Source organism: Streptomyces parvus (genome assembly GCF_014648875.1).
GTDB classification, from domain to species: Bacteria; Actinomycetota; Actinomycetes; order Streptomycetales; family Streptomycetaceae; genus Streptomyces; species Streptomyces parvus.
This window is the reverse complement of sequence record NZ_BMRY01000001.1, coordinates 368,340-391,836: the sequence shown is the minus strand read 5'-3', so window position 1 is coordinate 391,836 and position 23,497 is coordinate 368,340. Positions and strand designations below refer to the sequence as shown.

General features: G+C 72.0%; 20 protein-coding genes, 2 tRNA genes and 2 pseudogenes. 16 read left to right on the top strand and 8 right to left on the bottom strand.

Annotation, left to right across the window (positions count from 1 at the left end; genetic code table 11):
- The first annotated feature begins 48 nt into the window (after positions 1-48).
- The 4 genes from IE140_RS01705 (at position 49) to IE140_RS01690 (ending at position 3,283) form a co-directional block, all read left to right on the top strand.
- Entirely contained in the window at positions 49-1,200 is a 1,152-nt protein-coding gene (locus IE140_RS01705; RefSeq protein WP_032763290.1) for an SDR family oxidoreductase, read from the top strand.
- Between the two features lie 107 nt (positions 1,201-1,307).
- On the top strand, positions 1,308-1,769 hold the full coding sequence (locus IE140_RS01700) for a molybdenum cofactor biosynthesis protein MoaE (RefSeq protein ID WP_006127436.1): 462 nt from the start codon (positions 1,308-1,310) through the stop codon (positions 1,767-1,769).
- Between the two features lie 126 nt (positions 1,770-1,895).
- Positions 1,896-2,066, top strand: a complete 171-nt coding sequence (locus IE140_RS01695; protein ID WP_006127438.1) for a hypothetical protein — start codon at positions 1,896-1,898, stop codon at positions 2,064-2,066.
- Positions 2,067-2,167: 101 nt separating this feature from the next.
- The gene (locus IE140_RS01690) at positions 2,168-3,283 is read left to right on the top strand and encodes a YlbL family protein (protein ID WP_150196785.1); all 1,116 of its coding nucleotides are present in this window, start codon (positions 2,168-2,170) and stop codon (positions 3,281-3,283) included.
- Positions 3,284-3,370: 87 nt separating this feature from the next.
- Here the strand turns inward: IE140_RS01690 and IE140_RS01685 are convergent, their stop codons facing one another.
- Entirely contained in the window at positions 3,371-3,931 is a 561-nt protein-coding gene (locus tag IE140_RS01685) for a PPA1309 family protein (RefSeq protein WP_234019498.1), read from the bottom strand.
- A gap of 136 nt (positions 3,932-4,067) precedes the next feature.
- Between IE140_RS01685 and IE140_RS01680 the strand changes: the two genes are divergently transcribed.
- The 4 genes from IE140_RS01680 to IE140_RS01665 all read left to right on the top strand — a co-directional run bounded on the left by IE140_RS01680 (position 4,068) and on the right by IE140_RS01665 (position 9,659).
- Positions 4,068-7,028, top strand: a complete 2,961-nt coding sequence (locus tag IE140_RS01680; protein WP_150196787.1) for a UPF0182 family membrane protein — start codon at positions 4,068-4,070, stop codon at positions 7,026-7,028.
- A gap of 42 nt (positions 7,029-7,070) precedes the next feature.
- Positions 7,071-7,144, top strand: a tRNA-Met gene (locus tag IE140_RS01675).
- A gap of 225 nt (positions 7,145-7,369) precedes the next feature.
- Positions 7,370-9,442, top strand: a complete 2,073-nt coding sequence (locus tag IE140_RS01670; protein WP_093443006.1) for a tetratricopeptide repeat protein — start codon at positions 7,370-7,372, stop codon at positions 9,440-9,442.
- A gap of 143 nt (positions 9,443-9,585) precedes the next feature.
- A tRNA-Met gene (locus IE140_RS01665) sits at positions 9,586-9,659 on the top strand.
- Between the two features lie 107 nt (positions 9,660-9,766).
- Here the strand turns inward: IE140_RS01665 and IE140_RS01660 are convergent.
- The gene (locus IE140_RS01660; protein WP_006127442.1) at positions 9,767-10,186 is read right to left on the bottom strand and encodes a Fur family transcriptional regulator; all 420 of its coding nucleotides are present in this window, start codon (positions 10,184-10,186) and stop codon (positions 9,767-9,769) included.
- 164 nt (positions 10,187-10,350) lie between these two features.
- Here IE140_RS01660 and IE140_RS01655 point away from each other — a divergent pair, with 164 nt between their 5' ends.
- The gene (locus tag IE140_RS01655; RefSeq protein WP_150196786.1) at positions 10,351-11,802 is read left to right on the top strand and encodes a catalase; all 1,452 of its coding nucleotides are present in this window, start codon (positions 10,351-10,353) and stop codon (positions 11,800-11,802) included.
- A gap of 77 nt (positions 11,803-11,879) precedes the next feature.
- On the opposite strand, the gene IE140_RS01650 is transcribed toward IE140_RS01655, so the two are convergent.
- Together IE140_RS01650 and hisN are read right to left on the bottom strand one after the other, a co-directional pair.
- On the bottom strand, positions 11,880-12,284 hold the full coding sequence (locus IE140_RS01650; RefSeq protein WP_093443002.1) for a CBS domain-containing protein: 405 nt from the start codon (positions 12,282-12,284) through the stop codon (positions 11,880-11,882).
- A gap of 221 nt (positions 12,285-12,505) precedes the next feature.
- Positions 12,506-13,306: a histidinol-phosphatase gene (gene hisN / locus IE140_RS01645; protein WP_032763282.1), complete on the bottom strand. Its 801-nt coding sequence runs from the start codon at positions 13,304-13,306 to the stop codon at positions 12,506-12,508.
- Positions 13,307-13,425: 119 nt separating this feature from the next.
- On the opposite strand from hisN, the gene IE140_RS01640 reads away from it, so the two are divergent.
- Complete coding sequence (locus tag IE140_RS01640; RefSeq protein WP_150195208.1) at positions 13,426-14,007, top strand: TetR/AcrR family transcriptional regulator; 582 nt, start codon at positions 13,426-13,428, stop codon at positions 14,005-14,007.
- Positions 14,008-14,013: 6 nt separating this feature from the next.
- On the opposite strand, the gene IE140_RS01635 is transcribed toward IE140_RS01640, so the two are convergent.
- From IE140_RS01635 to IE140_RS01620, 4 genes are all read right to left on the bottom strand, one after another.
- Positions 14,014-14,337, bottom strand: coding sequence for a DMT family transporter (locus IE140_RS01635; protein ID WP_006127447.1), 324 nt, complete (start codon positions 14,335-14,337; stop codon positions 14,014-14,016).
- Between the two features lie 158 nt (positions 14,338-14,495).
- Entirely contained in the window at positions 14,496-15,512 is a 1,017-nt protein-coding gene (rsgA, locus tag IE140_RS01630; RefSeq protein WP_093443000.1) for a ribosome small subunit-dependent GTPase A, read from the bottom strand.
- A 3-nt stretch (positions 15,513-15,515) separates the two neighbouring features.
- Complete coding sequence (aroA, locus tag IE140_RS01625) at positions 15,516-16,868, bottom strand: 3-phosphoshikimate 1-carboxyvinyltransferase (protein WP_032779076.1); 1,353 nt, start codon at positions 16,866-16,868, stop codon at positions 15,516-15,518.
- A gap of 138 nt (positions 16,869-17,006) precedes the next feature.
- Positions 17,007-17,720: a M50 family metallopeptidase gene (locus IE140_RS01620; protein WP_032763277.1), complete on the bottom strand. Its 714-nt coding sequence runs from the start codon at positions 17,718-17,720 to the stop codon at positions 17,007-17,009.
- Between the two features lie 53 nt (positions 17,721-17,773).
- On the opposite strand from IE140_RS01620, the gene IE140_RS01615 reads away from it, so the two are divergent.
- The 6 genes and pseudogenes from IE140_RS01615 (at position 17,774) to IE140_RS01590 (ending at position 23,457) form a co-directional block, all read left to right on the top strand.
- The gene (locus IE140_RS01615) at positions 17,774-18,589 is read left to right on the top strand and encodes an SOS response-associated peptidase (protein WP_100561433.1); all 816 of its coding nucleotides are present in this window, start codon (positions 17,774-17,776) and stop codon (positions 18,587-18,589) included.
- A gap of 85 nt (positions 18,590-18,674) precedes the next feature.
- Entirely contained in the window at positions 18,675-19,316 is a 642-nt protein-coding gene (locus IE140_RS01610; protein ID WP_093442995.1) for an alpha/beta hydrolase family protein, read from the top strand.
- 312 nt (positions 19,317-19,628) lie between these two features.
- The gene (locus IE140_RS01605; protein WP_010061546.1) at positions 19,629-20,285 is read left to right on the top strand and encodes a sigma-70 family RNA polymerase sigma factor; all 657 of its coding nucleotides are present in this window, start codon (positions 19,629-19,631) and stop codon (positions 20,283-20,285) included.
- On the top strand, positions 20,282-20,602 hold the full coding sequence (rsrA, locus tag IE140_RS01600) for a mycothiol system anti-sigma-R factor (RefSeq protein ID WP_093442993.1): 321 nt from the start codon (positions 20,282-20,284) through the stop codon (positions 20,600-20,602). The genes IE140_RS01605 and rsrA overlap by 4 nt, the downstream gene beginning before the upstream one ends.
- Before the next feature lie 99 nt (positions 20,603-20,701).
- Positions 20,702-22,178: pseudogene (locus IE140_RS01595) on the top strand (HD-GYP domain-containing protein).
- A pseudogene (locus tag IE140_RS01590) lies at positions 22,175-23,457 on the top strand (HD-GYP domain-containing protein). The pseudogenes IE140_RS01595 and IE140_RS01590 overlap by 4 nt, the downstream one beginning before the upstream one ends.
- Positions 23,458-23,497: the final 40 nt, after the last annotated feature.

The window sequence follows — 23,497 nt, the reverse complement described above, 5'->3', positions numbered from 1 at the left end:
GTACGCGTCATTCGGGTACGTACTGAAGACAACCGCTGGAGACGCCCGGTGAGTTCCCCAGATCCGCAGGTTCGCGCAGCGCGAAACCTGACCGACCCCGCGCCCGAGAGCACACCCGAAGAGAAACGCCCCAGGTCCCCCAGAGGCCGGGGCCCCGTCGTCGCGGTCACCGGCGCCGCCACCGGCATCGGCGAACTGCTGACCGCCCACCTCGCCGCATCCGACGCGATCAAGCAGGTCATCGCGATCGACGAGCGGCGCGGCGAGGTCACCGAGGCGACCTGGCACATCCTGGACGTACGGGACCCGGCGATCGCCGAGAAGCTGCGCGGCGCGGACGTCGTCGTGCACCTGGCCCTCGACCTCGACCTGGAGACCGACCCCGCCGCGCGCACCGCGTACAACGTACGCGGCACCCAGACCGTGCTCACCGCCGCGGCCGCCGTCGGGGTCCACCGGGTCGTGCTGTGCACCTCGGCGATGGTCTACGGGGCACTCGCCGACAACGACGTGCCGCTCTCCGAGGACGCGGAGCTGCGCGCCACCGCCGAGGCCACCGGTGTCGGCGACCTCCTGGAGATCGAACGGCTCGGCCGCCGGGCCCCGCGCGCCCACCCCGGGCTCAACGTCACCGTCGTGCGCCCCACCGTCCTGGTCGGCGGCACCGACACCGCCCTGACCCGCTACTTCGAGTCCCCGCGCCTCCTGGTCGTCGCCGGATCGCGCCCCACCTGGCAGTTCTGCCATGTCGAGGACCTGGTGACGGCGCTGGAGTACGCCGCCCTGGAGAAGATCGACGGCGAGTTCGCGGTCGGCTGCGACGGCTGGCTGGAGCAGGAGGAGGTCGAGGAGCTCAGCGGCGTACGCCGGATGGAGCTGCCCTCCGCCGTCGCGCTCGGGGCCGCCGCCCGGCTCCACCGGATCGGCCTCACCCCGTCCCCGGCGGGCGACCTGGCGTACACGATGCACCCCTGGGTGGTCAGCGTCAGCCGGCTGCACGATGCGGGATGGCGGCCGAAGTGGACGAACGAGGAGGTGCTCGGCGCCCTCCTCGAAGAGGTCGAGGGCCGCCACACGCTCGCCGGACGCCGCCTCGGCCGCAAGGACGCCACCGCCGCCGGAGCCGCCGGAGCCACGGTCGCCCTGCTCGGCGCCGCCGCCGTGGTCCGCCGCGCCCGCAAGGCCCGCCGCCGCATCTGACCGCCCACCGCGCCCGCGGGCCCCTGTAGGAGGCTCCAAACCGGACGGCCGGCCGCCGGTAGAAGAGGCAATTCCGGGATGTCGGAGCCGTACGGCACGATGGGAGCATGGCACCCACCCACGACCACCCCGGCGAGTACGCGGCGGCCGACCCCGTCCGGCTGCTGGCGATCCGGGACACCCCGCTCTCCGTCGACGAGGTCTTCCGCGCCGTCGGCGACGACGCGGCGGGCGGCATCGCGCTCTTCGTCGGCACCGTGCGCAACCACGACGCGGGACAGGACGTCGGCGCGCTCGGCTATTCCTGCCATCCCTCGGCCGAGGACGAGCTGCGCCGAGTGGCGGAGAAGGTCGTCGCCGACTTCCCGGTCCGTGCCCTGGCGGCGGTCCACCGAGTGGGTGAACTGGACGTGGGTGACCTCGCCGTCGTCGTCGCGGTCGCCTGCCCGCACCGCGCCGAGGCCTTCGAGGCCTGCCGCAAGCTCATCGACGACCTCAAGCACGAGGTTCCGATCTGGAAACACCAGCGCTTCTCGGACGGCACGGAGGAGTGGGTCGGAGCCTGCTGAGCGCAAACCGTACCGGGGCGCATCAGCCCCGATTTGCGTAACCGCACCCCCGCCACGAGCGTTGGTCTTCCGGATCGTTAATCTGCTGATCGGGCATCCGGTCGCTCATGGGGTAGGGAGGTCGTGATGGCGGCACTCGCTTGGCTGTTGATTCCACTTATCGCTGCTGTCGGTGGTGCGATATGGGCGAGTTGGGCAGCCCGCAATCGCACGACCGGCGATGTCACCGAACTCGCCGGCTACGCCAGGTTCCGTGACGCGATGGAGAAATCGCACTCCGGTTCCGAGGCTCTCTGAGACCGACGCACGCCGCGTGATCACCTTCCGCCGCGTTCCGGTCGCCTCGTACGGACCGGCCCCGGCGGTGCACTGACAGGCCCTTCCCGTACTGTCGTTCCATGCCACGCCGCACCGCGACGATGCTCGCCTCCGCTCTCGTCCTCATCGCGCTGCTCTGCGCAGGTGTGCTGATCAAAGTGCCGTATTCGGAGATGTCTCCCGGACCGACGGTCAACACGCTCGGCGAGGCGCGCGGCGAGCCCGTCCTGCAGATCTCCGGTCGCAAGACGTACCCGGCGTCCGGCCATCTCAACATGACGACCGTCCGCGTCACCGGCGCGGACTACCGCATGAACATCTTCGAGGCCGTCTACGGCTGGCTGGCCCACGACAGCGTCGTGGTGCCCCACGACACGCTCTACCCGGACGGCAAGACCGAGGAGGAGTCCACCCAGGAGAACGCCGAGGAGTTCAGCCAGTCCCAGGAGAGCGCCAAGGTGGCCGCTCTGAAGGAACTGGACATCCCGGTCTCCACACAGGTCGTGGTCTCCACGGTGGTCAAGGGCAGCCCCTCCGAGGGCAAGCTGCACGCGGGCGACGTGATCAAGGCCGTCGACGGTACGGCGGTCAAGGAGCCCGACGACGTCGCGAAGCTCGTCACCGAACACCGGCCCGGTGAGAACGTGACCTTCACGATCGTCCCGGCGAAGGAGGCCGCGGCGGCCGAGAAGGCGGGCCGCGACCCCGAGGGCGGCGAGAAGGTCACGATCAGGACCGTGAAGGCTCCCCCCGCCGAGGGCGACGGCGAGGAGCAAGGCAAGGACCGGGCGATCGTCGGGATCAGGGCCGGGACGGACCACACGTTCCCGTTCGAGATCGACATCAAGCTCGCGGACGTCGGCGGGCCGAGCGCCGGGCTGATGTTCTCCCTCGGGATCATCGACAAGCTCACCCCGGGCGATCTGACCGGCGGCAAGTTCGTCGCGGGCACCGGCACCATCGACGACGCGGGCACCGTCGGACCGATCGGCGGCATCACGATGAAGCTGGTCGGCGCGCGCAACGCCGGCGCCCGCTACTTCCTCACGCCTAACGACAACTGCGCCTCGGCCGCCGCCGACACACCGGACGGGCTCACCCTCGTACGGGTCAAGACCATCGAGGACGCCGCGAAGTCGCTGGAGCGGATCAAGGCGGGGAAGACCGCCGGCCTGCCGAGCTGCTCGACGGGCTGACCGCCGCACCGCGGGTCCGGCGGACGGGTCCGCGCCGACGACCGTGTCGCCCGGGACCCGTACCGACGGCCCCGGGCGACGGCCGGATCAGGACTCGAACGTCGCCGCGAGCGCCTCGGCGAGGCCGGGCACCAGGCCGGCGCCGGTCAGCACCTCGGTCGGGGAGTCCTTCTCCCGCAGCCGTACGGCGGACTCGCGCGCCCCGTCCCGCAGGACGGCGACGGTCATCCGCACCTCCTGCCGGTCGGGGTGCTTGGCCACCCACGCGCTCAGCTGCTTGTCGCTGAGCTTCTCCGGTACGGACGCCTCGGCGGACGGCGGCAGCATCAGCCGCTCCACCGTCATGGCGCAGCCGACCACGGCGTCGGGCCAGGCGATCGTGGCGAGGAAGTCGTCGAGCGCGGTGCCCGGCGGCAGCTCGTCCTGCTCGATCGGGGTGAGCGCGGCGACCGAGGAATTGGGGTCCTCCAGGCCCAGCTGCGCGGCGAGGCCGGGCTCCTGGGTCCGCAGCCGGTCGGTGTCGACCAGGGCGAACAGCCGGGCGGGCTGGTCCCAGCCGAGGTTGGAGGCGTAGGCGTCGATTTCGAGGACGGCGACGGTCAGCGGACTCGCGGCCATCGGGGGTCCTGCGGGGGAAACGTTGGGCATGGGCAATATCCTGCCTCCTTCCGCCCCGGGAACGGGAACTAGGTAAAGCTTCCGTAAGTTGCATAGGTGGGCTCTAGGATCGCTGGGCCTGTTTCACACGACCGCGAACTTCGAGGTGCGCACGTTGGCTTTCCAGATGCCGGACCGCGGCGGAGGCCCGACCGGGCCACGGATCAGAGTCGGCCGCCCGTCCCGGCGCGCCCGTACCCTGCTCATGACTTTGGGTGTCCTGGCGGTTCTCGCCATGGCCTTCGTCATGTTCGCGGGGTTCTGGACGGACTGGCTCTGGTACAGGTCGGTCGCGTATTCATCCGTCTTCACCACCACCCTGTGGACCAAGATCGGGCTGTTCCTCGTCTTCGGACTGCTGATGGCGATCGCCATCGGCGTGAACGTCTGGCTCGCGCACCGGCTCCGGCCGCCGCTGAGCGCGATGTCGCTGGAGCAGCAGAGCCTGGACCGCTACCGCATGAGCATCGCCCCCTACAAGAAGTGGGTGCTGCTCGCCGTCACGGCGCTCGTCGGACTGATCGCCGGAGCCTCCGCCTCCGGCCAGTGGCGTACGTGGCTGATGTACGTCAACGGCACGTCGTTCGGGCAGAAGGACCCCCAGTTCCAGCTGGACGTCTCCTTCTACGCCTTCGACCTGCCGTGGTACCGCTTCATGCTGGGCTTCGGCTTCGCGGCGACCGTGCTCTCGCTGATCGCCGCCGCGCTGACCCACTATCTGTACGGCGGGCTGCGCATCACCAGCCCCGGCGCCCGGGCCACCGGGGCGGCCACCGGCCACCTCTCGGTCCTGCTCGGCATCTTCGTCTCCCTGAAGGCCGTGGCGTACTGGCTCGACCGGTACGGGCTGGCCGTGAAGTCCAGTGACTTCAAGGCCACCGACAACTGGACGGGTCTGAGGTACGTCGACGCCAACGCCTATCTCCCGGCGAAGACCATCCTGTTCTGCATCGCCGCGATCTGCGCCGTGCTGTTCTTCGCGACGCTGTGGCGCCGCACCTGGCAGCTCCCGGTCATCGGCTTCGGCCTGATGGTGCTCTCGGCGATCCTGATCGGCGGGCTCTACCCGGCGATCGTGCAGAAGTTCCAGGTCCAGCCGAACGAGCAGGCCAAGGAAGCGCCGTTCATCCAGAAGAACATCGATGCCACACGCGACGCGTACGGCATCGATGACGCCAAGGTGGACGACTACGAGGGCCAGGCGGCCACGGAGGACGACGGCAAGCTGCGGGCCGCGGCCAACACCGCCGCCAGCTACCGCATCATGGACCCCAACGTCGTCTCTCCGGCCTTCCAGCAGCTCCAGCAGCGGAGGAACTACTACCAGTTCCCGAAGACGCTCGACGTCGACCGCTACAAGGACGAGGAGGGCAAGGAGCAGGACACGATCATCGGTCTGCGTGAGCTGAACATCCAGGGCCTCCCCAAGCGGAACTGGATCAACGACCACTTCACGTACACCCACGGCTACGGCGCCATCGCTGCCAGCGGCACCACCACCGGCACCAATCCGACGGGGTCCCCGGACTTCACCGAGTCGGGTCTGCCCTCCACCGGTGAGTTCGGGAAGTACGAACAGCGGATCTACTACGGCGAGAAGACCGAGCAGTACTCCATCGTCGGCGGGCCCCAGAAGGAGCTCGACTACGAGGAGGACGGCGAGAAGACCACCAGCTACAAGGGCGACAGCGGGGTCAGTCTCTCCAACTCCTTCAACCGTGCCGCGTACGCGGTCGCTTTCAGCGAGCCGCAGATCATGTACTCGGGAGCCATCGGTGACGGCTCGCGGATCCTGTACAACCGCACGCCCAAGGAGCGGGTCGAGGCGGTCGCCCCGTGGCTGACCATCGACGGCGACGCCTATCCGGCGGTCGTCGACGGCCGGATCAAGTGGATCGTCGACGCCTACACCACGACCAACGGCTACCCGTACGCGTCGCGGACGACGCTCGGCGACACCACGGCCGACTCGCTGACCACCAACCAGCGCGCGGTCGTCGCCCAGCAGAACCAGGTCAACTACATCCGCAACTCGGTGAAGGCCACCGTCGACGCGTACGACGGCAAGGTCAAGCTCTACGAGTGGGACACCGAGGACCCGGTCCTCAAGACCTGGCGCAAGGCGTTCCCGGGCACGGTCGAGCCGCGCGGTGACATCCCGCAGGAGCTCATGGACCACCTGCGGTATCCGCAGGACCTCTTCAAGGTCCAGCGCGAGCTGCTGACCCGCTACCACGTCGAGGACCCCGCGCAGTTCTACAGCGGCTCCGACGCGTGGCAGGTGCCGGACGACCCGACGAACAAGGAGCCGGGCTCCGTCCCGCCGTACTACCTGAGCATGAAGATGCCGGGCCAGGACGCGCAGCAGTTCTCGCTGACCACCACGTTCACACCGAGAGGGCGGCCCAACCTGGGGGCCTTCATGGCGGTGAACGCGGACGCGGCCAGCAAGGACTACGGCACGATGCGGCTGCTCCGGGTCACCTCCACGGTGAAGGGCCCGGGCCAGGTACAGAGTGAGCTCAACGGCAACGACGACGTCGCCGAGTTCGTGAGGAACCTCAAGGGCACCGACTCGGACATCGAGTACGGAAACCTGCTGACGGTTCCGCTGGAGGGCGGTTTCCTGTACATCGAGCCGGTCTACACGCGCGGTGGCAACCAGAACTACCCGTTGCTGCGCAAGGTGGCCGCCTCGTACGGTTCGAAGATCGTCTTCGAGAACAACCTCAAGGACGCGCTCAACGCGGTCTTCGGGGTCGAGGACGACGGGTCCACGCCGCCGCCGGACTCCGAGGACCCGCCCCCGGGCGAGACCGACGAACCCCCGGCCACCGGCAGTGCCGCTCTCAAGAAGGCCATCGCGGACGCCCAGAAGGCGTACTCCGACGGCGAGAAGGCGCTCCAGGAGCAGGACTGGCCGGCCTACGGCAAGGCCCAGGAGGCTCTCCAGGACGCCCTGGAACGTGCCGCCGCCGCGCAGCCCAAGGCGGGCAGCGAGGGGGACAAGGCCGACGGAGCCGAGAAGCCGGAGGGCGACGCCAAGCCGGACAGTTCGGCCGAGCAGGCCTCCGACCAGGGCAGCTGAGTAGGGTCCACCCCGCGTCGTGGTAAAGTTTCACCACAACGACGCGGGGTGGAGCAGCTCGGTAGCTCGCTGGGCTCATAACCCAGAGGTCGCAGGTTCAAATCCTGTCCCCGCTACTGAAGACGAAGGCCCGGATCTCATCGAGATCCGGGCCTTCGTCGTGTCCGTTGTGTGTGCGGGCCGTGTCGGTCCCGGTCCGGGGGCGTGAAGTGCGGTTCGCTGGGCACCAGTTGCCTCCAGGCGTGTTTGACTTGTCTCCCTGTGGGCATGTCGACAAAACGCTGTAGTGACCTCACTGGCCGCGATATACCAGGTGTACGCGGGTTACAGGTGGTGCGACGATGGTATTTATGGGGGACAGGGCAACTCTGTTGGAGACAGGGCGGTTTGTGCAGCAGCGCGGCCAAGATGCGGAAAGCGCGGTAGACGCGGCTTTCGCCGCTGCCATCGCCGGGGCGGGCGCACCGGTCCAGCGGACCGGCGCCGCCGACACGAGCGTTGCCGCAGCCCCGTCCGACGAGGACACCACGGACGCGGTCGACGCCGCGGACAGCGCCGAGAGCGAGGCGCGCCACCGCCGTGCCGCCGACGAGGGCGACACCGCGTCCATGAGCGTTCTGGGCGCGCTGCTGCTGCGCCGTGGCGAGCTGGACGGCGCGGAGCGGTATCTGCGCGCCGCCACCGCCGACGGGGACCGGGCCGCCGCGAACAACCTGGGCGTCCTGCTGCACCAGCGCGGCTACCCGGAAGAGGCCGCCGGCTGGTGGCGCATCGCCGCCGTGGCCGGTTCTGCCGCGGCAGCCCACGCGCTCGGCCGGCACTTCCGCGAGCGCGGCGACGAGCCCGGTGCGGAGTACTGGCTGCGCCAGTCCGCCGAGCAGGGGCACGCCCTGGGCGCGTACGCGCTGGCCGACCTTCTGGAGCACCGCAGCGACGTCGGCGCCGAGCGCTGGCTGCGCGCCGCCGCCGAGCAGGGGCATCGCGAGGCCGCCTACCGGCTGGCCCGTGCCCTGGAGCGGAAGGCCGTGGAGGATCCGCACGAGGCCTTCGGCCTGGGCCGGAGCGCCGCTTCCGGCGGAACCGGAACGGGCCTCGGCCTCCCCGGCGCGACGCCCGCGTCCGCACAGAACGCCCCGGCGGCGCCCCCCGCAGGGGCGAAGGGCCCGGCCGAGGGCGACAGTCCCGTGGCGGGCCCGGCCGCCGGCCGGGTCGGCGAGGCCGAGCAGTGGTACCGCCAGGCCGCGGCCCGGGGCCACCGGCGCGCCGCCCTGCACCTCGGCGCGATCCTGGAGCAGCGCGGGGAGCTCAAGGAGGCCGGCCGCTGGTACCTCACCTCCGCCAAGGACGGTGAGCCCCGCGCCGCCTGCGCCCTGGGCTTCCTGCTGCGCGACGCGGGCGACGAGGAGAGCGCCGCCGTGTGGTGGCTGCGCGCTGCCCAGGACGGTGACGGCAACGCCGCCAACGCGCTCGGCGCGCTGCACGCCGCACGCGGTGAGCAGCAGACCGCCGAGCGCTGGTACCGGGCCGCCATGGACGCCGGTGACGTCAACGGGGCGTACAACCTCGGGCTGCTCTGCGCCGCCCAGGACCGCATCCCGCAGGCCGAGCAGTGGTACCGCCGCGCCGCGTACGCCGGACACCGGGAGGCGGCCAACGCGCTCGCCGTGCTCCTCCTCCAGGCGGGCGACCACGCCGGGGCCGAGCCCTGGTTCTCCAAGGCGGCCGAGGCGGGCAGCGTCGACGCGGCCTTCAACCTCGGCATCCTGCACGCCGGGCGCGACGAGGACCGTACGGCGCTGGGCTGGTACGAGCGCGCCGCGGCGGCCGGACACACCGACGCGGCGCTCCAGGTCGCCATGGCCCTGCTGCGCGACGGTGACGACCAGGAGGCCGAGCGGCACCTGCGCTGCGCCGCGGGCGGTGGCAGTGCCGAGGCCGCGTTCCGGCTGGCCGGGGTGCTGGACGCGCGCCAGCCGCCGCCGGGCCCGCCCGCGCTGGGCGAGCCGATGCCGGAGAAGACCGAGTGCGAGGAGTGGTACGAGCGGGCCGCCCAGCAGGGCCACCGCCGCGCCCAGGTCCGGGTCGGCATGCTCGCCGCAGCCCGCGGGGACGTGGAGAGCGCCGCCCACTGGTACCGGGAGGCCGCCGAGGCGGGCAGCCGCAACGGGGCCTTCAACCTCGGGCTGCTGCTGGCCCGCGAGGGCAGCGAGCGCGAGGCCGCCCTGTGGTGGACCCGTGCGGCCGGCGCCGGACACGGCCGCGCCGCGCTGCGCCTGGCGCTCCTCGCCGCCCGCCGGGGCGAACTCACCGAGGGGCAGCGCTGGTGCGCGCGGGCGATGGAGCTGGGCCCGGCCGAGGTGGCCGAGCGGGCCGCACGGCTGCGCGAGGCACTGCACCAGGAGCTCACCGCGTGACGAGCCGGACCGACCGGCGCCCGTCGGTCCGGCCTTTCGGCCGTGTGATGCCGGGTATGCCTGGCGCCGGGGCCCGGTCTCCCGAGGGCCGCGTGAATGAATTTGCCCTGTCCGACCCGCTGACGTAATGTTGCATTCACCGACGCGGGGTGGAGCAGCTCGGTAGCTCGCTGGGCTCATAACCCAGAGGTCGCAGGTTCAAATCCTGTCCCCGCTACTGAAGACGAAGGCCCGGATCTCATCGAGATCCGGGCCTTCGTCATGTGTCCGGACGCGCAAAGCCCGGGCCCGCCGGTCGAAGAGGCGGGCCCGGAAGCGGTCGGCTCAGGCGGTGGCGGCGCAGGTCGGGCAGATGCCGCGGTACGTCACCTCGACGTCGGAGACCGTGAAGCCGTAGCGCTCGTCCGCCGGCAGGTCCGCCAGCGGGTTGCCCGCCGGGTGCACGTCCCGGATCGCGCCGCACCGCGCGCACACCAGGTGGTGGTGGGGGCGGTGCGCGTTCGGGTCGTAGCGCTTGGCCCGGCGGTCGGTGGAGACCTCCAGGACCTCGCCGAGGGACACCATCTCGCCGAGGGTGTTGTAGACGGTGGCGCGCGAGATCTCGGGCAGCCGGGAAACGGCCCTCGCGTGGACCTCGTCCGCCGTCAGGTGTACGTGGTCCCCGTCGAGGACCTCGGCCACGACACGCCGCTGCGCCGTCATGCGCCAGCCGCGTCCACGAAGTCGTTCCAGCAGGTCGCTCATGCAGCCCAGCCTAACAGTGGAGGGACTGAGTCCCGATCGGGTGTGACTTTGGATGCTCGCTTGACTTAGACATTGTCCATTGTAGGATCGGAAACGGCATTGGCCAAGGGACAGGGCTGTACAGAATTTGACCGCTGTGCAGGGATACGACGCAGGAGGCGCACGTGACGCAGGGACCGCTGACGACGGAGGCCGGCGCGCCGGTTGCCGACAACCAGAACAGTGAGACCGCGGGCCCCGGTGGTCCCGTCCTCGTCCAGGACCAGGCGCTCCTGGAGAAGCTCGCCCACTTCAACCGGGAGCGCGTCCCGGAGCGTGTCGTGCACGCCCGCGGCGCCGGCGCGTACGGCACCTTCACGCTGACCCGCGACGTCTCGCAGTGGACCCGGGCGAAGTTCCTCTCCGAGGTCGGCAAGCAGACCGAGACCTTCCTGCGCTTCTCGACCGTCGCGGGCAACCTCGGCTCCGCCGACGCCGTGCGCGACCCGCGCGGTTTCGCGCTGAAGTTCTACACCGAGGAGGGCAACTACGACCTCGTCGGCAACAACACCCCGGTGTTCTTCATCAAGGACGCCATCAAGTTCCCCGACTTCATCCACACCCAGAAGCGCGACCCGTACACCGGCTCGCAGGAGGCGGACAACGTCTGGGACTTCTGGGGTCTGTCTCCCGAGTCGACGCACCAGGTGACCTGGCTCTTCGGCGACCGCGGCATCCCGGCCACGCTGCGCCACATGAACGGGTACGGCTCGCACACCTATCAGTGGAACAACGAGGCCGGCGAGGTCTTCTGGGTCAAGTACCACTTCAAGACCGACCAGGGCATCAAGAACCTCACCCAGGCCGAGGCCAACAGGCTCGCCGGTGAGGACCCCGACAGCCACCAGCGCGATCTGCGCGAGGCGATCGAGCGCGGCGACTTCCCGTCCTGGACGGTGCAGGTCCAGATCATGCCCGCGGCGGACGCGGCGACGTACCGCTTCAACCCGTTCGACCTCACCAAGGTGTGGCCGCACGCGGACTACCCGCCGATCGAGATCGGCAAGCTGGAGCTGAACCGCAATCCGGAGAACGTCTTCGCCGAGGTCGAGCAGTCGATCTTCAGCCCCGCGCACTTCGTGCCGGGCATCGGCCCGTCCCCGGACAAGATGCTCCAGGGCCGCCTCTTCGCGTACGGCGACGCCCACCGCTACCGCGTCGGCATCAACGCCGACCACCTGCCGGTGAACCGCCCGCACGCCACCGAGGCACGGACCAACAGCCGGGACGGCTTCCTCTACGACGGCCGTCACAAGGGCGCCAAGAACTACGAGCCCAACAGCTTCGGCGGCCCCGCCCAGACCGACCGGCCGCTGTGGCAGCCGCTCCCGGTCACCGGCGCCACCGGCAACACCGAGGCGCCCGGCCACGCCGAGGACAACGACTTCGTCCAGGCGGGCGACCTCTACCGGCTCTTCTCCGAGGACGAGAAGGTCCGGCTGGTCGAGAACCTCGCCGGGTTCATCGCCAAGGTCTCGCGCGACGACATCGCCGAGCGCGCGATCGACAACTTCCGCCAGGCGGACGCCGACTTCGGCAAGCGGCTGGAAGCCGCGGTCCAGGCCCTTCGCGGCTGACCGGACGCTTGTCGTCGGCGGGGGGGCGGATCCCCTCGCGGGGATCCGGCCCACCGGTCGTTCCGGCCCCGGCGGGGTCAGCCGGCCGCCGCGGCAGGCTGGCGGCGGCGGGCGGGCGCCCAGCAGCGGATGATGTCGCGGACCGACACGATGCCCACCGGGCCGTCGCCGTCCAGCACGATCAGGTGCCGGAACCCTCCGTGCGTCATGGCTTCCGCGGCCTCCTCCAGCGTCCAGGCCGGGGCGGCGAACACCACGTCGGTGGTGGTGTGGGCGGACGCGGTCTCCCGGTCGGGGTCCATCCCCGATCCGACCGCGTCGAGGATGTCGCGCTCGGTGATGATGCCGAGCCCGCAGGTGTCCGGGTCGTGGACGACAGCTGCCCCGATGCGGCGGGCCGACATCAGCCGGGCCGCCTGGCGGAGCGTGTGGGTGGGGCCGATGGTGAGGACCACCGTGCTCATGGCGTCACGGACGAGCATGAATCGAGCCACCTCCTCGGTGAGCCGACTCTGTGAGTCGATTCACAAGTTCACAAGTAGGGGGACTCTCAGAGTTGCACCCTTGGGGCGGGTCGACAAGGGGTGGGCGGGCGCGCGCCGGGGGAGTGCGCGAGCACGCGCACGACGGCCGGCGCCGCCGGGGCGGCACGGTTCGGCGCCGCTGACCGAGCACGGCTCAGCGGCGCCGGTCCGGCCCGGTTTCAGTAGCGCTGGTTGAGGTAGCCCAGCAGCTCGTCGTGGAGAAGGCCGTTCGAGGCCGCCGCGTTTCCGCCGTCCGGACCGTCCACCCCGTCCAGCGAGGTGTAACGGCCGCCCGCCTCCTGGACGACGATCGCGGGCGCCGCCATGTCCCACAGCGACAGCTCCGGCTCCGCGCAGATGTCCACGGAACCCTCGGCGACCATCATGTACGGCCAGAAGTCCCCGTACCCCCGCGTCCGCCAGCAGGCCCGGGTGAGGTCCAGGAGACCGTCGAGGCGGCTCTGCGCCTCCCAGCCCGCCAGTGAGGAGAACGCGAACGAGGCGTCCGCGATCCGCCCCACCTTCGACACGTGCATCCGGGTCGCGGAGGTGAGGCTGCGGCCGGTGAACGCGCCGGCGCCCTTCGCCGCCCACCAGCGCCGGTTCAGCGCGGGCGCGGAGACCACGCCCACCACCGGCCGGAAGCCCTCCTCGCCCGCCTCCATCAGCGCGATCAGCGTCGCCCACACCGGCACACCGCGCACATAGTTCTTGGTGCCGTCGATCGGGTCGATCACCCAGCGCCGCGGACCGGAGCCCTCGACCCCGTACTCCTCGCCCAGGATCGCGTCCCGTGGGCGGGCCCGATGCAGATGGCCCCGGATCAGCTCCTCGGCGGCCTTGTCGGCCTCGCTCACCGGCGTCATGTCCGGCTTGGTCTCCACCTTCAGGTCGAGAGCCTTGAACCGGTCCATCGTCGCGGCGTCGGCGGCGTCCGCCAGTACGTGGGCGAGGCGCAGATCATCGTGGTAGTCGGGCATGCCGCCACAGTATCCAGCGCCGCCGGACGCGGGCTACAGCGCCCCTGCCGCCCGGAACCCTTGACAGTCCCCGGGAGCGCCTCAACTCTGAACGGGAGGAACCCGGGGCGGGGGAGGCGATGATGCCGACAGCGCGAGAGGTCCTGCTCGACGCCGCCCGCCGGGCCCTGGCCGACCGGCCCTGGCACGCCGTGCGCATGGTCGACGTCGCGGCCCTGGCCGATGTCTCGCGCCAGACGCTCTACAACGAGTTCGGCACCAGGGGCGGACTGGCCGAGGCCCTTCTGCGACGCGCCGCCGACGGCTATCTCGCCGGGGTCGACCGTGCCCTGACCGCCCCCGTGCCCGACCGTCCGGCCGCCGTCGCGCTCTGGACCCTCCGGGCCGCCCGCCAGGACGCGCTGGTCAGGGCGCTGCTCACGGGGCACTGGGCGGAGGGCCTGCCCCGGCCGGACCGGCGGCCGGGCTCCCGGGGGCGTCCGGGCGGGAGGCCGTCGCCGCGCCCCGAGGAACTGCTCGCGCTGGTACGGGACCGGATGGCGGCGGCGTCGCCCGGGGTCGCCGCCGGGCGCTGCGAGATCGTCCTGCGCCTCGCGCTGTCCTGTGTGATCGCACCGGTGCCGGGCGACGACGCCGCGGACAGCCGCGCGCTCCGCCTCGTCCGGGAGGCGGTGCGGCCGGTGATGCGGGAGAGGGTGTAGCGGGGATCAGTGGGCCGAGCCGGACAGCTGGAGGCCGATCACGCCGATGATCACGAGGGAGATCGACACCAGCTTCAGGGTGGAGACCACGTCGCCGAGGAAGATCATGCCGTAGATCGCGGTCCCGGCGGCCCCGATCCCGGTCCACACCGCGTAGGCCGGGCCGACGTCCAGCTTCTTCAGCGCCAGGGTCAGCAGACCGAAACTGCCGAGAGCGAACGCGGCGAACGCGATCGTCGGCCAGAGCCGGGTGAACCCGTGGGAGAGCTTCAGACACACGGCGAAGCCGGTCTCCAGCAGTCCTGCGACCACGACCAGCAGCCACGCCATCGTCAGTTGCCTCCCGCGTAGGTGACCGGCTTCGGTTCGCGAACGTACCGGGTGGGCGGCGTGATGCACCGCTCACTCGGTGCGATTATGCCTTTACCGGTCGTTGAAGCTCGCAAACATGCCCACGCCGCCCCGACCGATTGCGGCCGGATGAGGCGTCAGTCGCCCTCGCGCCTCTCGCGGGTGGCGAGGAGCCGGCGCAGGGAGTCCAGGCGCGCCGGGTCGGCGTGTCCCTCGGCCACCCAGGCGTCCAGCGCGCACTCGGGCTGGTTCCCGTCGTGGGTGCAGCCGCGCGGGCACTCCTCGGTGCCCGGCTCGAGGTCCGGGAAGGCGTGGATGACGCGCGACGGGTCGACGTGGTGCAGCCCGAAGGAGCGCACGCCCGGGGTGTCGACCACCCAGCCCCGGTCGCCGGGCAGCGGCAGCGCGAGGGCCGAGGTGGTGGTGTGCCGGCCCCGGCCGGTGACCGCGTTGACGTTGCCCGTGGTCCGCCGCCGGTCCTCCGGCACCAGGGCGTTGACCAGGGTCGTCTTGCCGACCCCGGAGTGCCCGACGAAGGCGGTGACCTTGCCCTCCAACAGCTCGCGCACCCGCTCCGCCGCGTCCCCGTTCTCCAGTTCCTCGCGGCTGGTCACGATGTACGGGACGCCGAGCGGGGTGTACGCCTCCAGCAGCTTGTCCGGCGACGCCAGGTCGGACTTGGTCAGCACGAGGAGCGGGGTGAGCCCGCCGTCGTACGCCGCCACGAGACAGCGGTCGATCATGCGCGGCCGGGGCTCCGGGTCGGCCAGCGCCGTGACGATCGCCAGCTGGTCGGCGTTGGCGACGACCACGCGCTCGTACGGATCGTCGTCGTCGGCCGTGCGGCGCAGCACCGTACGGCGCGGGGCGATCCGCACGATCCGGGCCAGGGTGTCCTTCTCGCCGGAGAGGTCACCGACGATGGAGACGGTGTCGCCCACCACGGCGGCCTTGCGTCCCAGCTCACGGGCCTTCATCGCGACCACGGTCCGGCCGTCGACGAGACAGGTGAGCCGGCCCCGGTCGACGGTGAGGACCATGCCGTCCTCGGCGTCCTCGTGCTTGGGCCGGATGTGCGTACGCGGCCGGTTGCCCTTGCGGTTGGGGCGGACGCGGATGTCGTCCTCGTCGGGGTTCTTCCCGTAGCGGCGCATGATCTAGATCCCGAGCATCCCGGTCCACATGTCCGGGAAGTCCGGCAGGGTCTTGGCGGTCGTGCCCACGTTCTCGATCTCCACGCCCTTCACCGCCAGGCCGATGATCGCCCCGGCGGTGGCCATGCGGTGGTCGTCGTACGTGTGGAAGACGCCGCCGTGCAGCGGGCGCGGGCGGATGTGCAGCCCGTCGGCGGTCTCGGTGACATCACCGCCCAGCTCGTTGATCTCCTTCGTCAGCGCGGCCAGCCGGTCCGTCTCGTGCAGCCGCAGATGGGCCACCCCGCTCAGCGTGGAGGGGGAGTCGGCCAGGGCGGCGACCGCCGCGATGCCCGGGGTCAGCTCGCCGACCTCGCCGAGGTCCACGTCGATGCCGTGGATCCGGCCCGTACCCGTGAAGGTCAGTCCACGCTCGGTCAGCTCGCAGGAGCCGCCCATCGCCGTGAAGATCTCGCGCAGCGCGTCGCCCGGCTGGGTGGTGCGCTCGGGCCAGTCCGGGATCGTGACCCGGCCGCCGGTCACCAGGGCCGCGGCCAGGAACGGCTGGGCGTTGGACAGGTCCGGCTCGATCGTCAGGTCGCGGCCGAGCAGGGCCGAGGGGGAGACCCGCCAGACGTTGGGCTCGCCGCCCGTCTCCGGCTCGTCCACCTGGGCGCCGACGGCCCGCAGCATGTCGACGGTCATCCGGATGTGCGGCATCGAGGGGAGCACGGCCCCGGTGTGCCGGACCTCCACCCCCTGGTTGAACCGCGGCCCCGACAGCAGCAGCGCCGAGACGAACTGCGAGGACGACGAGGCGTCGATCGAGACCGGGCCGCCCTCCAGCGCCCCGCCGCCGTGCACGGTCAGCGGCAGCGCGCCGCGCCCGTCGTCGTCGATCCGCGCGCCGAGCGCCCGCAGCCCCTCGATCACGCCGGTCAGCGGGCGCTCGTAGGAGCGGGGATCGCCGTCGAAGCGGATCGGGCCGTCGGCGAGCGTGGCGACGGGCGGCAGGAAGCGCATGACCGTGCCCGCGTTGCCGACGTCGACCGTGGCCGGGCCGTGCAGCCCCGCCGGGATGACCCGCCAGGCCTCGCCCGAGCTGTCCGGGGAGGCGGCGGCGGACGGGCTGCTCGCGGACGAGGAGGAGACGGTCTCCTCGATGCCGACGCCCATGGCCCGCAGCGCCTCGGCCATGAGCAGGGTGTCGCGGGAGCGCAGCGGGCGGCGCAGCCAGCCCGGCTCGGCGGCCAGCGAGGCCAGCACGAGCGCGCGGTTGGTGACCGATTTCGATCCGGGCACGGTGACGGTGGCGTCGACGGCCCCGCTCGCATGGGGGGCGGGCCAGAGGGCGGGCTGCACGGAACTCTCGGTCATGGCCATCACTTTAGTGGCTTTACGCCGACCCGGATCCTGGCCAAAGGGGCGGAAACCATCCCGTAATCAGCGAGTGGTACGGACCGGAGCGGCCGGCCCGGATCCCAGGAGTGGCGCGGACGGAGCGGTCGCCCCGTATCACCAGCCCAGCAGCCACCGTCCGCCGCCGATCAGCGAGCACAGCGACACCGCGTGGAAGAGGAACAGCCACAGCACCGCCGGGGCGTGCGTCAGCCGGGCCAGCTGGTCCGCGTCGGAGTCCGGGGCGCCGCCGTACCGCCGCTTGGACTGGAGCTCGAACGGCGGCCGCACCCCGCCCAGCAGCAGGAACCACACCACCACGTACGCGAACGCCGACTGCACGTCGGAGGAGGCCAGCCAGGACACCAGGAGGAACGTGGTGCCGGTCAGGATGACGGTGAGGGCCCCGTACACATTGCGGATCATCACCAGCATCACTGCGAGCAGGGCCGTCGCCACCCACAGCAGGAGGGTGATCCTGCCGTTCGTCAGCAGCCAGGCGCCGCCCAGGCCCAGCAGGGACGGAGCCGTGTAGCCCGCCGCCGCCGTGAGGATCATGCCGATCCCCGTCGGCTTGCCGCGGCTCACGGTCAGCCCGCTGGTGTCCGAGTGCAGCCGGATGCCGGAGAGCTGTCGCCCGGTGAGCAGGGCCACCAGCCCGTGGCCGCCCTCGTGCGCGATGGTGATCGTGTTGCGGGCGAGCCGCCATATCGGATTCGGTACGACCGCGATGAGCGCGAGCGTCGCCGTCACCACCACCAGCCACTGCTCGGGGGCGGGCTGGGTTCCGGTCACGCGATCCCACAGATCGCCCAATTCGGTGCTGTTCATCGGCCGGGCGACTCCTTGCGGTCGGGGCGGGCGGTCGTGGCAGTCTGGCACTTATGTGCGGACGGTATGCAGCGAGTCGGAAGCCCGAGGACCTGACCGGACTCTTCGGTGTCGAGAAGTGGGAGCCCACCGAGACCCTGGAGCCGGACTGGAACGTGGCGCCGACCAAAGAGGTCTACGCGGTTCTGGAGCGTCCTGTTAAAGACGCGGACGACCGGCGTCCGGTTCGCCAGCTGCGCGCCCTGAAATGGGGACTCGTACCGTCCTGGTCCAAGACCCCCGACGGCGCCGCCCGGATGATCAACGCCCGCGCGGAGACCGTGCACGAGAAGCCCTCCTTCCGCCGCGCCTTCGTCCAGCGCCGCTGCATCCTGCCCGCCGACGGGTACTACGAGTGGGTCACCGGCGCGGAGGAACGGCAGCTGGAGGAGAAGAAGGGCAAGAAACGCCCCCGCAAGCAGCCGTACTTCGTCACCCCCGCCGACGGCTCCGTCTTCGCGATGGCCGGACTGTACGAGTTCTGGCGCGACACGACCCTGCCCGGCGACCACGAGAACGCCTGGTGGGTGACGTGCTCGGTGATCACCACCGAGGCGGAGACCACACCGCTGGCCGTCGCCCCCGCCGAGGGGCCCGGTGCGCTCGCCGACATCCACCCCCGGATGCCGCTCATGCTCACCCCGGACCGCTGGGACGCCTGGCTGGACCCCTCGCGCACCGGCGAGGACGAACTGCGGGCCCTGCTGGAGCCGCCGCCCGGCGGGCTGATGCGTGCCTATCCGGTCGCCACCACCGTCAGCAACGTCCGCAACAACGGGCCCGAACTGCTGGAGGAACTGGCCGCGCCGGAGGAATCCACGCTCTTCTGAGGCGTACGCGGAGGAGTCCACGCCGTTCTGAGGCGCGCGGGGGAGTCCACGCCGTTCTGAAGCGTGCGCGGGAGAGGATGGCGCGGTGAGCCGTCAACCACGTACGCAGAACGTCACCACCGACGCCGGTGAGGCCCGGATCACCTGGGTCCCCGCCGCCGCACCCCGCCGCGTCCTCGCCGTGAGCCACGGGGCCGGCGGTGGGATCGAGGCCCGCGACCTGAAGGCGCTCGCCGCCGCCCTGCCCGGACACGGTGTCACCGTCGCCCTGGTGGAGCAGCCCTGGCGGGTGGCCGGCAAGAAGGTGGCGCCCGCCCCGAAGACCCTGGACACCGGCTGGCGCGGACTGTGGCCCGCCCTCACCGCCCCCGGGCTCCCCGTCGTCGCCGGAGGCCGCAGCGCCGGGGCCCGCGTCGCCTGCCGGACCGCCACCGAACTGGGCGCGGCCGCCGTCCTCGCGCTCAGCTTCCCGCTGCACCCCCCGGGCAAGCCCGAGAAGTCCCGCGCCGGCGAACTGCTCGGCACCGGCGTGCCCACGCTCGTGGTGCAGGGCGGCAACGACCCGTTCGGCAAGCCCGGCGAATTCCCGCCCGGCTCGTACACGCTGGCCGAAGTGCCCCACGGCGACCACGGGTTCGCGGTGCCGAAGCGGTCCGGGCTCACCGAGGAACAGGCGATGGGCGTCCTCACCGAAGCGGTCACCGGGTGGCTCACGTCACTCGGATGACCCCGGGCCCACCGGCCGGCACCGTCGTCGCACGCGTGCCGCCGGCCCCGGGAATGCTCCGCGCCGGGGCGCTGTTGTTCGGGACGTCGGTACAACAACGTCGTACGTGGAGAGGGAGTCCGTCGCATGGGTTCGACCATCTGCCCCAGCCGCTCGAACGCCGCTGACCTGGAGTGGACCGTGCTGCCCGCGGCGAGGACCACCTCCGAGCGGCCCCTGGGCGGGGGTAATCGACAGGCCGCCACCGAGCAAGGTCGACTATTCTCCGAGACGAGCGGGTCCGGTTTCGGCTCCGCCACATCGTTGGAGGAGGTGGGTCCGGTCACTGGGACCGACACAGGGACCGACGACGGCCGCGCACCCGAGACGCCCGCCGAGCGCAACGCGCGCTTCGAGCGGGACGCCCTCGGCTTTCTCGACCAGATGTACTCGGCCGCGCTGCGCATGACGCGCAACCCCGCCGACGCCGAGGACCTGGTCCAGGAGACCTACGCCAAGGCGTACGGCTCCTTCCACCAGTTCCGTGAGGGCACCAACCTCAAGGCGTGGATGTACCGCATCCTCACCAACACCTTCATCAACTCGTACCGCAAGAAGCAGCGGGAGCCCCAGCGCAGCGCCGCCGAGGAGATCGAGGACTGGCAGCTGGCCCGGGCCGAGTCGCACATGTCGACCGGTCTGCGCTCGGCGGAGTCCCAGGCCCTCGACCATCTCCCGGACTCCGACGTGAAGTCGGCGCTCCAGGCGATCCCCGAGGAGTTCCGCATCGCCGTGTATCTCGCCGATGTCGAGGGCTTTGCCTACAAGGAGATCGCGGACATCATGGGGACTCCCATCGGTACGGTGATGTCCCGGCTGCACCGCGGCCGTCGCCAGCTGCGCGGCATGCTGGAGGACTACGCCCGTGAGCGCGGGCTCGTCGCGGCCGGTGCCGGTGACTCGGACGATCGGAAGGGCTCGGCCTCATGAGCTGCGGAGAGCCGCACGAGACGGATTGCTCGGAGGTCCTCGACCATCTCTACGAGTTTCTCGACCGGGAGATGCCCGAGGGCGACTGCACGAAGTTCGAGACGCACTTCGAGGAGTGCTCCCCGTGCCTGGAGAAGTACGGCCTTGAACAGGCCGTGAAGAAGCTGGTCAAGCGCTGCTGCGGACAGGACGACGTCCCGACCGACCTGCGCTCCAAGGTGATGGGCCGGATCGACCTGATCCGGTCCGGCGAGACCGTGCCCGATCAGGACGTGACCGTGCAGGGCACGGACCGGTCGGCGACCGCCGCCGAATAGTCACCCGAATGTGCTAATCGGATCCGTAGCGGCTCGGTGAGCCGCGCAACTCGCTAGCGTGGCGCGTCCATCGACCATGCTGGGGGGCGAGTGCGGGCCGTGAGCGGCACACCGGCGGCGGCGCGTGTCTGCGTCCTGGCCGCCGTCCTCGGCGCGATCTGGTGCTCGCTTCCCGCGTACGTCCCCGGCGCGCCGGTCCCCTGGGGCACGACGGCCCTGCTGGCCGCCCTCGGGCTCGCCTGCGGGGCGGCCGGCCGGCGCTCGCCGCCCGGAGGCCCCGGACCGCTCGCCGCCGGAGCGTTCCTCCCGATCCTCCTCGCGGCCGCCTTCCTGCTGCCGCCCGCGGCCGCCGCGCTGGTGGCGGCGAGCGGTTCCCCGGCCGGGCGGGTGGAGCAGCCGCCGTACGCGGCCCGCCGTATCTGGCGGGCCGCGCAACTCGCCCTCACCTGTGCCGCCGCCTCCTGGACGTACGCGGCCTTCGGCGGCCCGGCGACCCTCGGCGGCGGGGGGAGCGGCCCCGGACTTCCCCCGCGCCCTGCTGCCCGCCTGCGCCGCGGCGGTCGCGTTCAGCCTGGTGCTGACCGCGCTCGACGGCCTCGTCCTCGCGGCGGCGGAACGCAGGCCCGTGCACCGCAGCGTGTACAAACTCCTGCCGCTCGCGCTCGGTCCGCATCTGGTGCACGCGCTCGCCGGGCTGATGACGGCCGTCCTGTGGCGGAGCCCGTACGGCCCGCTCTCCGCGCTCCTCGTGCTGCTCCCGGTGTACCTCTCCTGCCGGGTGTTCGCGCGGTACCACCGCGAACAGGCCGCCCACCGCGCCACCATCCGCGCCCTGGTGCACGCCGTCGACATCAAGGACACCTACACCCGGGGCCACAGCGAACGCGTCGGCCGCGCCTCCGTTCTGATCGCCCGTGAACTCGGCATGGACGACCGCCGGGTGGAGGGGCTCCGGTTCGCCGGGATCCTGCACGACATCGGCAAGCTCGGCGTCCCCACCCGGGTGCTGCGCAAGGACGGGCCGCTCACCCCCGAGGAGCGGCGGATCATGGAGCTGCACCCGGAGTACGGGCACGAGATCGTCCGGGGCATCGGCTTCCTGGACGAGGCCCGCGACGCGATCCTGCACCACCACGAACGGCTCGACGGCAGCGGCTATCCGTACGGGCTCAGCGGCTCGCGCATCCCCGAGTTCGCCCGGGTCGTGGCCGTCGCCGACGCCTTCGACGCGATGACCTCCACCCGCTCCTACCGCCGTGCCCGCCCGGTCCCCGCCGCGCTCGCCGAGCTGAAGCGGTGCGCGGGCAGCCAGTTCGACCCCCGGATGGTGGGGGCGCTGGACCGTGCCCTGCGCCGGCACGGCTGGAGCGAGGCCGACACCGCCGTCACGGCCGACGAACCGGGCGAGCCGTACGTATCGCGTGAGCCGCAGGGCCCGCGTGAGCCGCAGCAGGGGTCCCACGGCCCTCGCGAGCCGTACGGTGCGGTGGCCGGGGCCCGCCGGGACGCGCCCACGGTGCCGCGCGCCCGGAGCGCCGCTCCCCTGTCCGGGCCGTCCCGGGACCGTCGCCGGTGAGGGCCCCGTACGGGAGCCGCCCGCTCGCCCCGGCCGTCCTCGCGGTGCGCGGGGCCGCCCTGCTCCTCGCCCTCGTCGCGCTCGCCCACACCCTGGTGCACGGACTCGCCGAGCCGGGCCTCGCCCTGGTCTTCGGGCTTCTGGTCGCCGCCGGGGAGCTGATCCGGCGGGACGCCGCCGGGGAGCGGGAGCCCGCGCCGCTCGCAGCCGCCGGGGCACTCGCGTACGCCCTGCTCGGGGACAGCGCCGGGCGGCCGACCGCGCACGGGGCGCTCCAGGTGATCGCCGTGGTGGTCGTCGCGCAGGCGCTCGCCGCCGTACCGCGCGCGGCGTGCGGCCGTCGCACGGTCGCCGACCGGGCCGCCCGCCGGACCCTGACCGTGGGCTTCGCGGCGGTCTGCTTCCAGCCGCTGTACGCCTCCGGGCAGGCCGAGCGCTGGTTCGGCGACGGTCCGTGGTTCCCGCTGTTCCCGCTCACGGTCCTGGCCCTGACAGCCCTCTGCGACACCGTGCTCGCCGCCCTCCTGGCGCGTTCGGCGGCCCGTGCCGAGGGGCCCGGCGCCCTGCCCCCGTACGGATCGCTCCTGGCCGACGAGGTGCGCGCGCTCGCCGGGACCGGGGCCGCGATCGGGGTGACCGGGGTCGTGACGGCGCTGGGTGTCGCGGTCGCCGGTCCGTGGGCGCCGGCCGTGCGTGCGGACCGCTGCTGCTCACCCAGGTCTCCGCCCGCCGGTACGCCGCCGTCCGCACGACCTGCCGGCAGACGATGGCCTCGCTCGCCCGCGCCACCGAGATCGCCGGGTACACCCCGCCCGGCCACGCCCGCCGGGTCGCCGCGCTCGCCACGGCCGTGGGGCGGGAGCTGGGGCTGACCGGGCCGCGGCTGACCGTGCTGGAGCACGCCGCCCTGATGCACGACATCGGCCAGCTCTCCCTCGTCGACCCGGTCGCCGGGGGCGCGACCGCCCTGCTGCCCGCCGCCGAACAGCGCCGGATCGCCCTGCTCGGCGGGGCGGTGGTCCGCCGCACGGGGGCCGGTCCGGCGGTCGCGGCGGTGGTGGAGCGGCAGGCCGATCCTTACCGGGAGCAACCGCTCGCCGCCAGGATCGTCAGGACGGTCAACGCATACGACGACCTGTGCGGGGAAGGCGTCGGCGGGCCGCTCGGCGCGCTGGAGCAGCTCAGGCTCGGCACCGGGCACGACCACCAGCCACAGGTGGTGGAGGCGCTGGGACGCGTCCTCGCGCGGGGCGGTCTGACCCCGGCCGGAGCTGGGTAACCCATGGGTAATGAGCGGGCGTCCGGCCGGGCATGGTTGG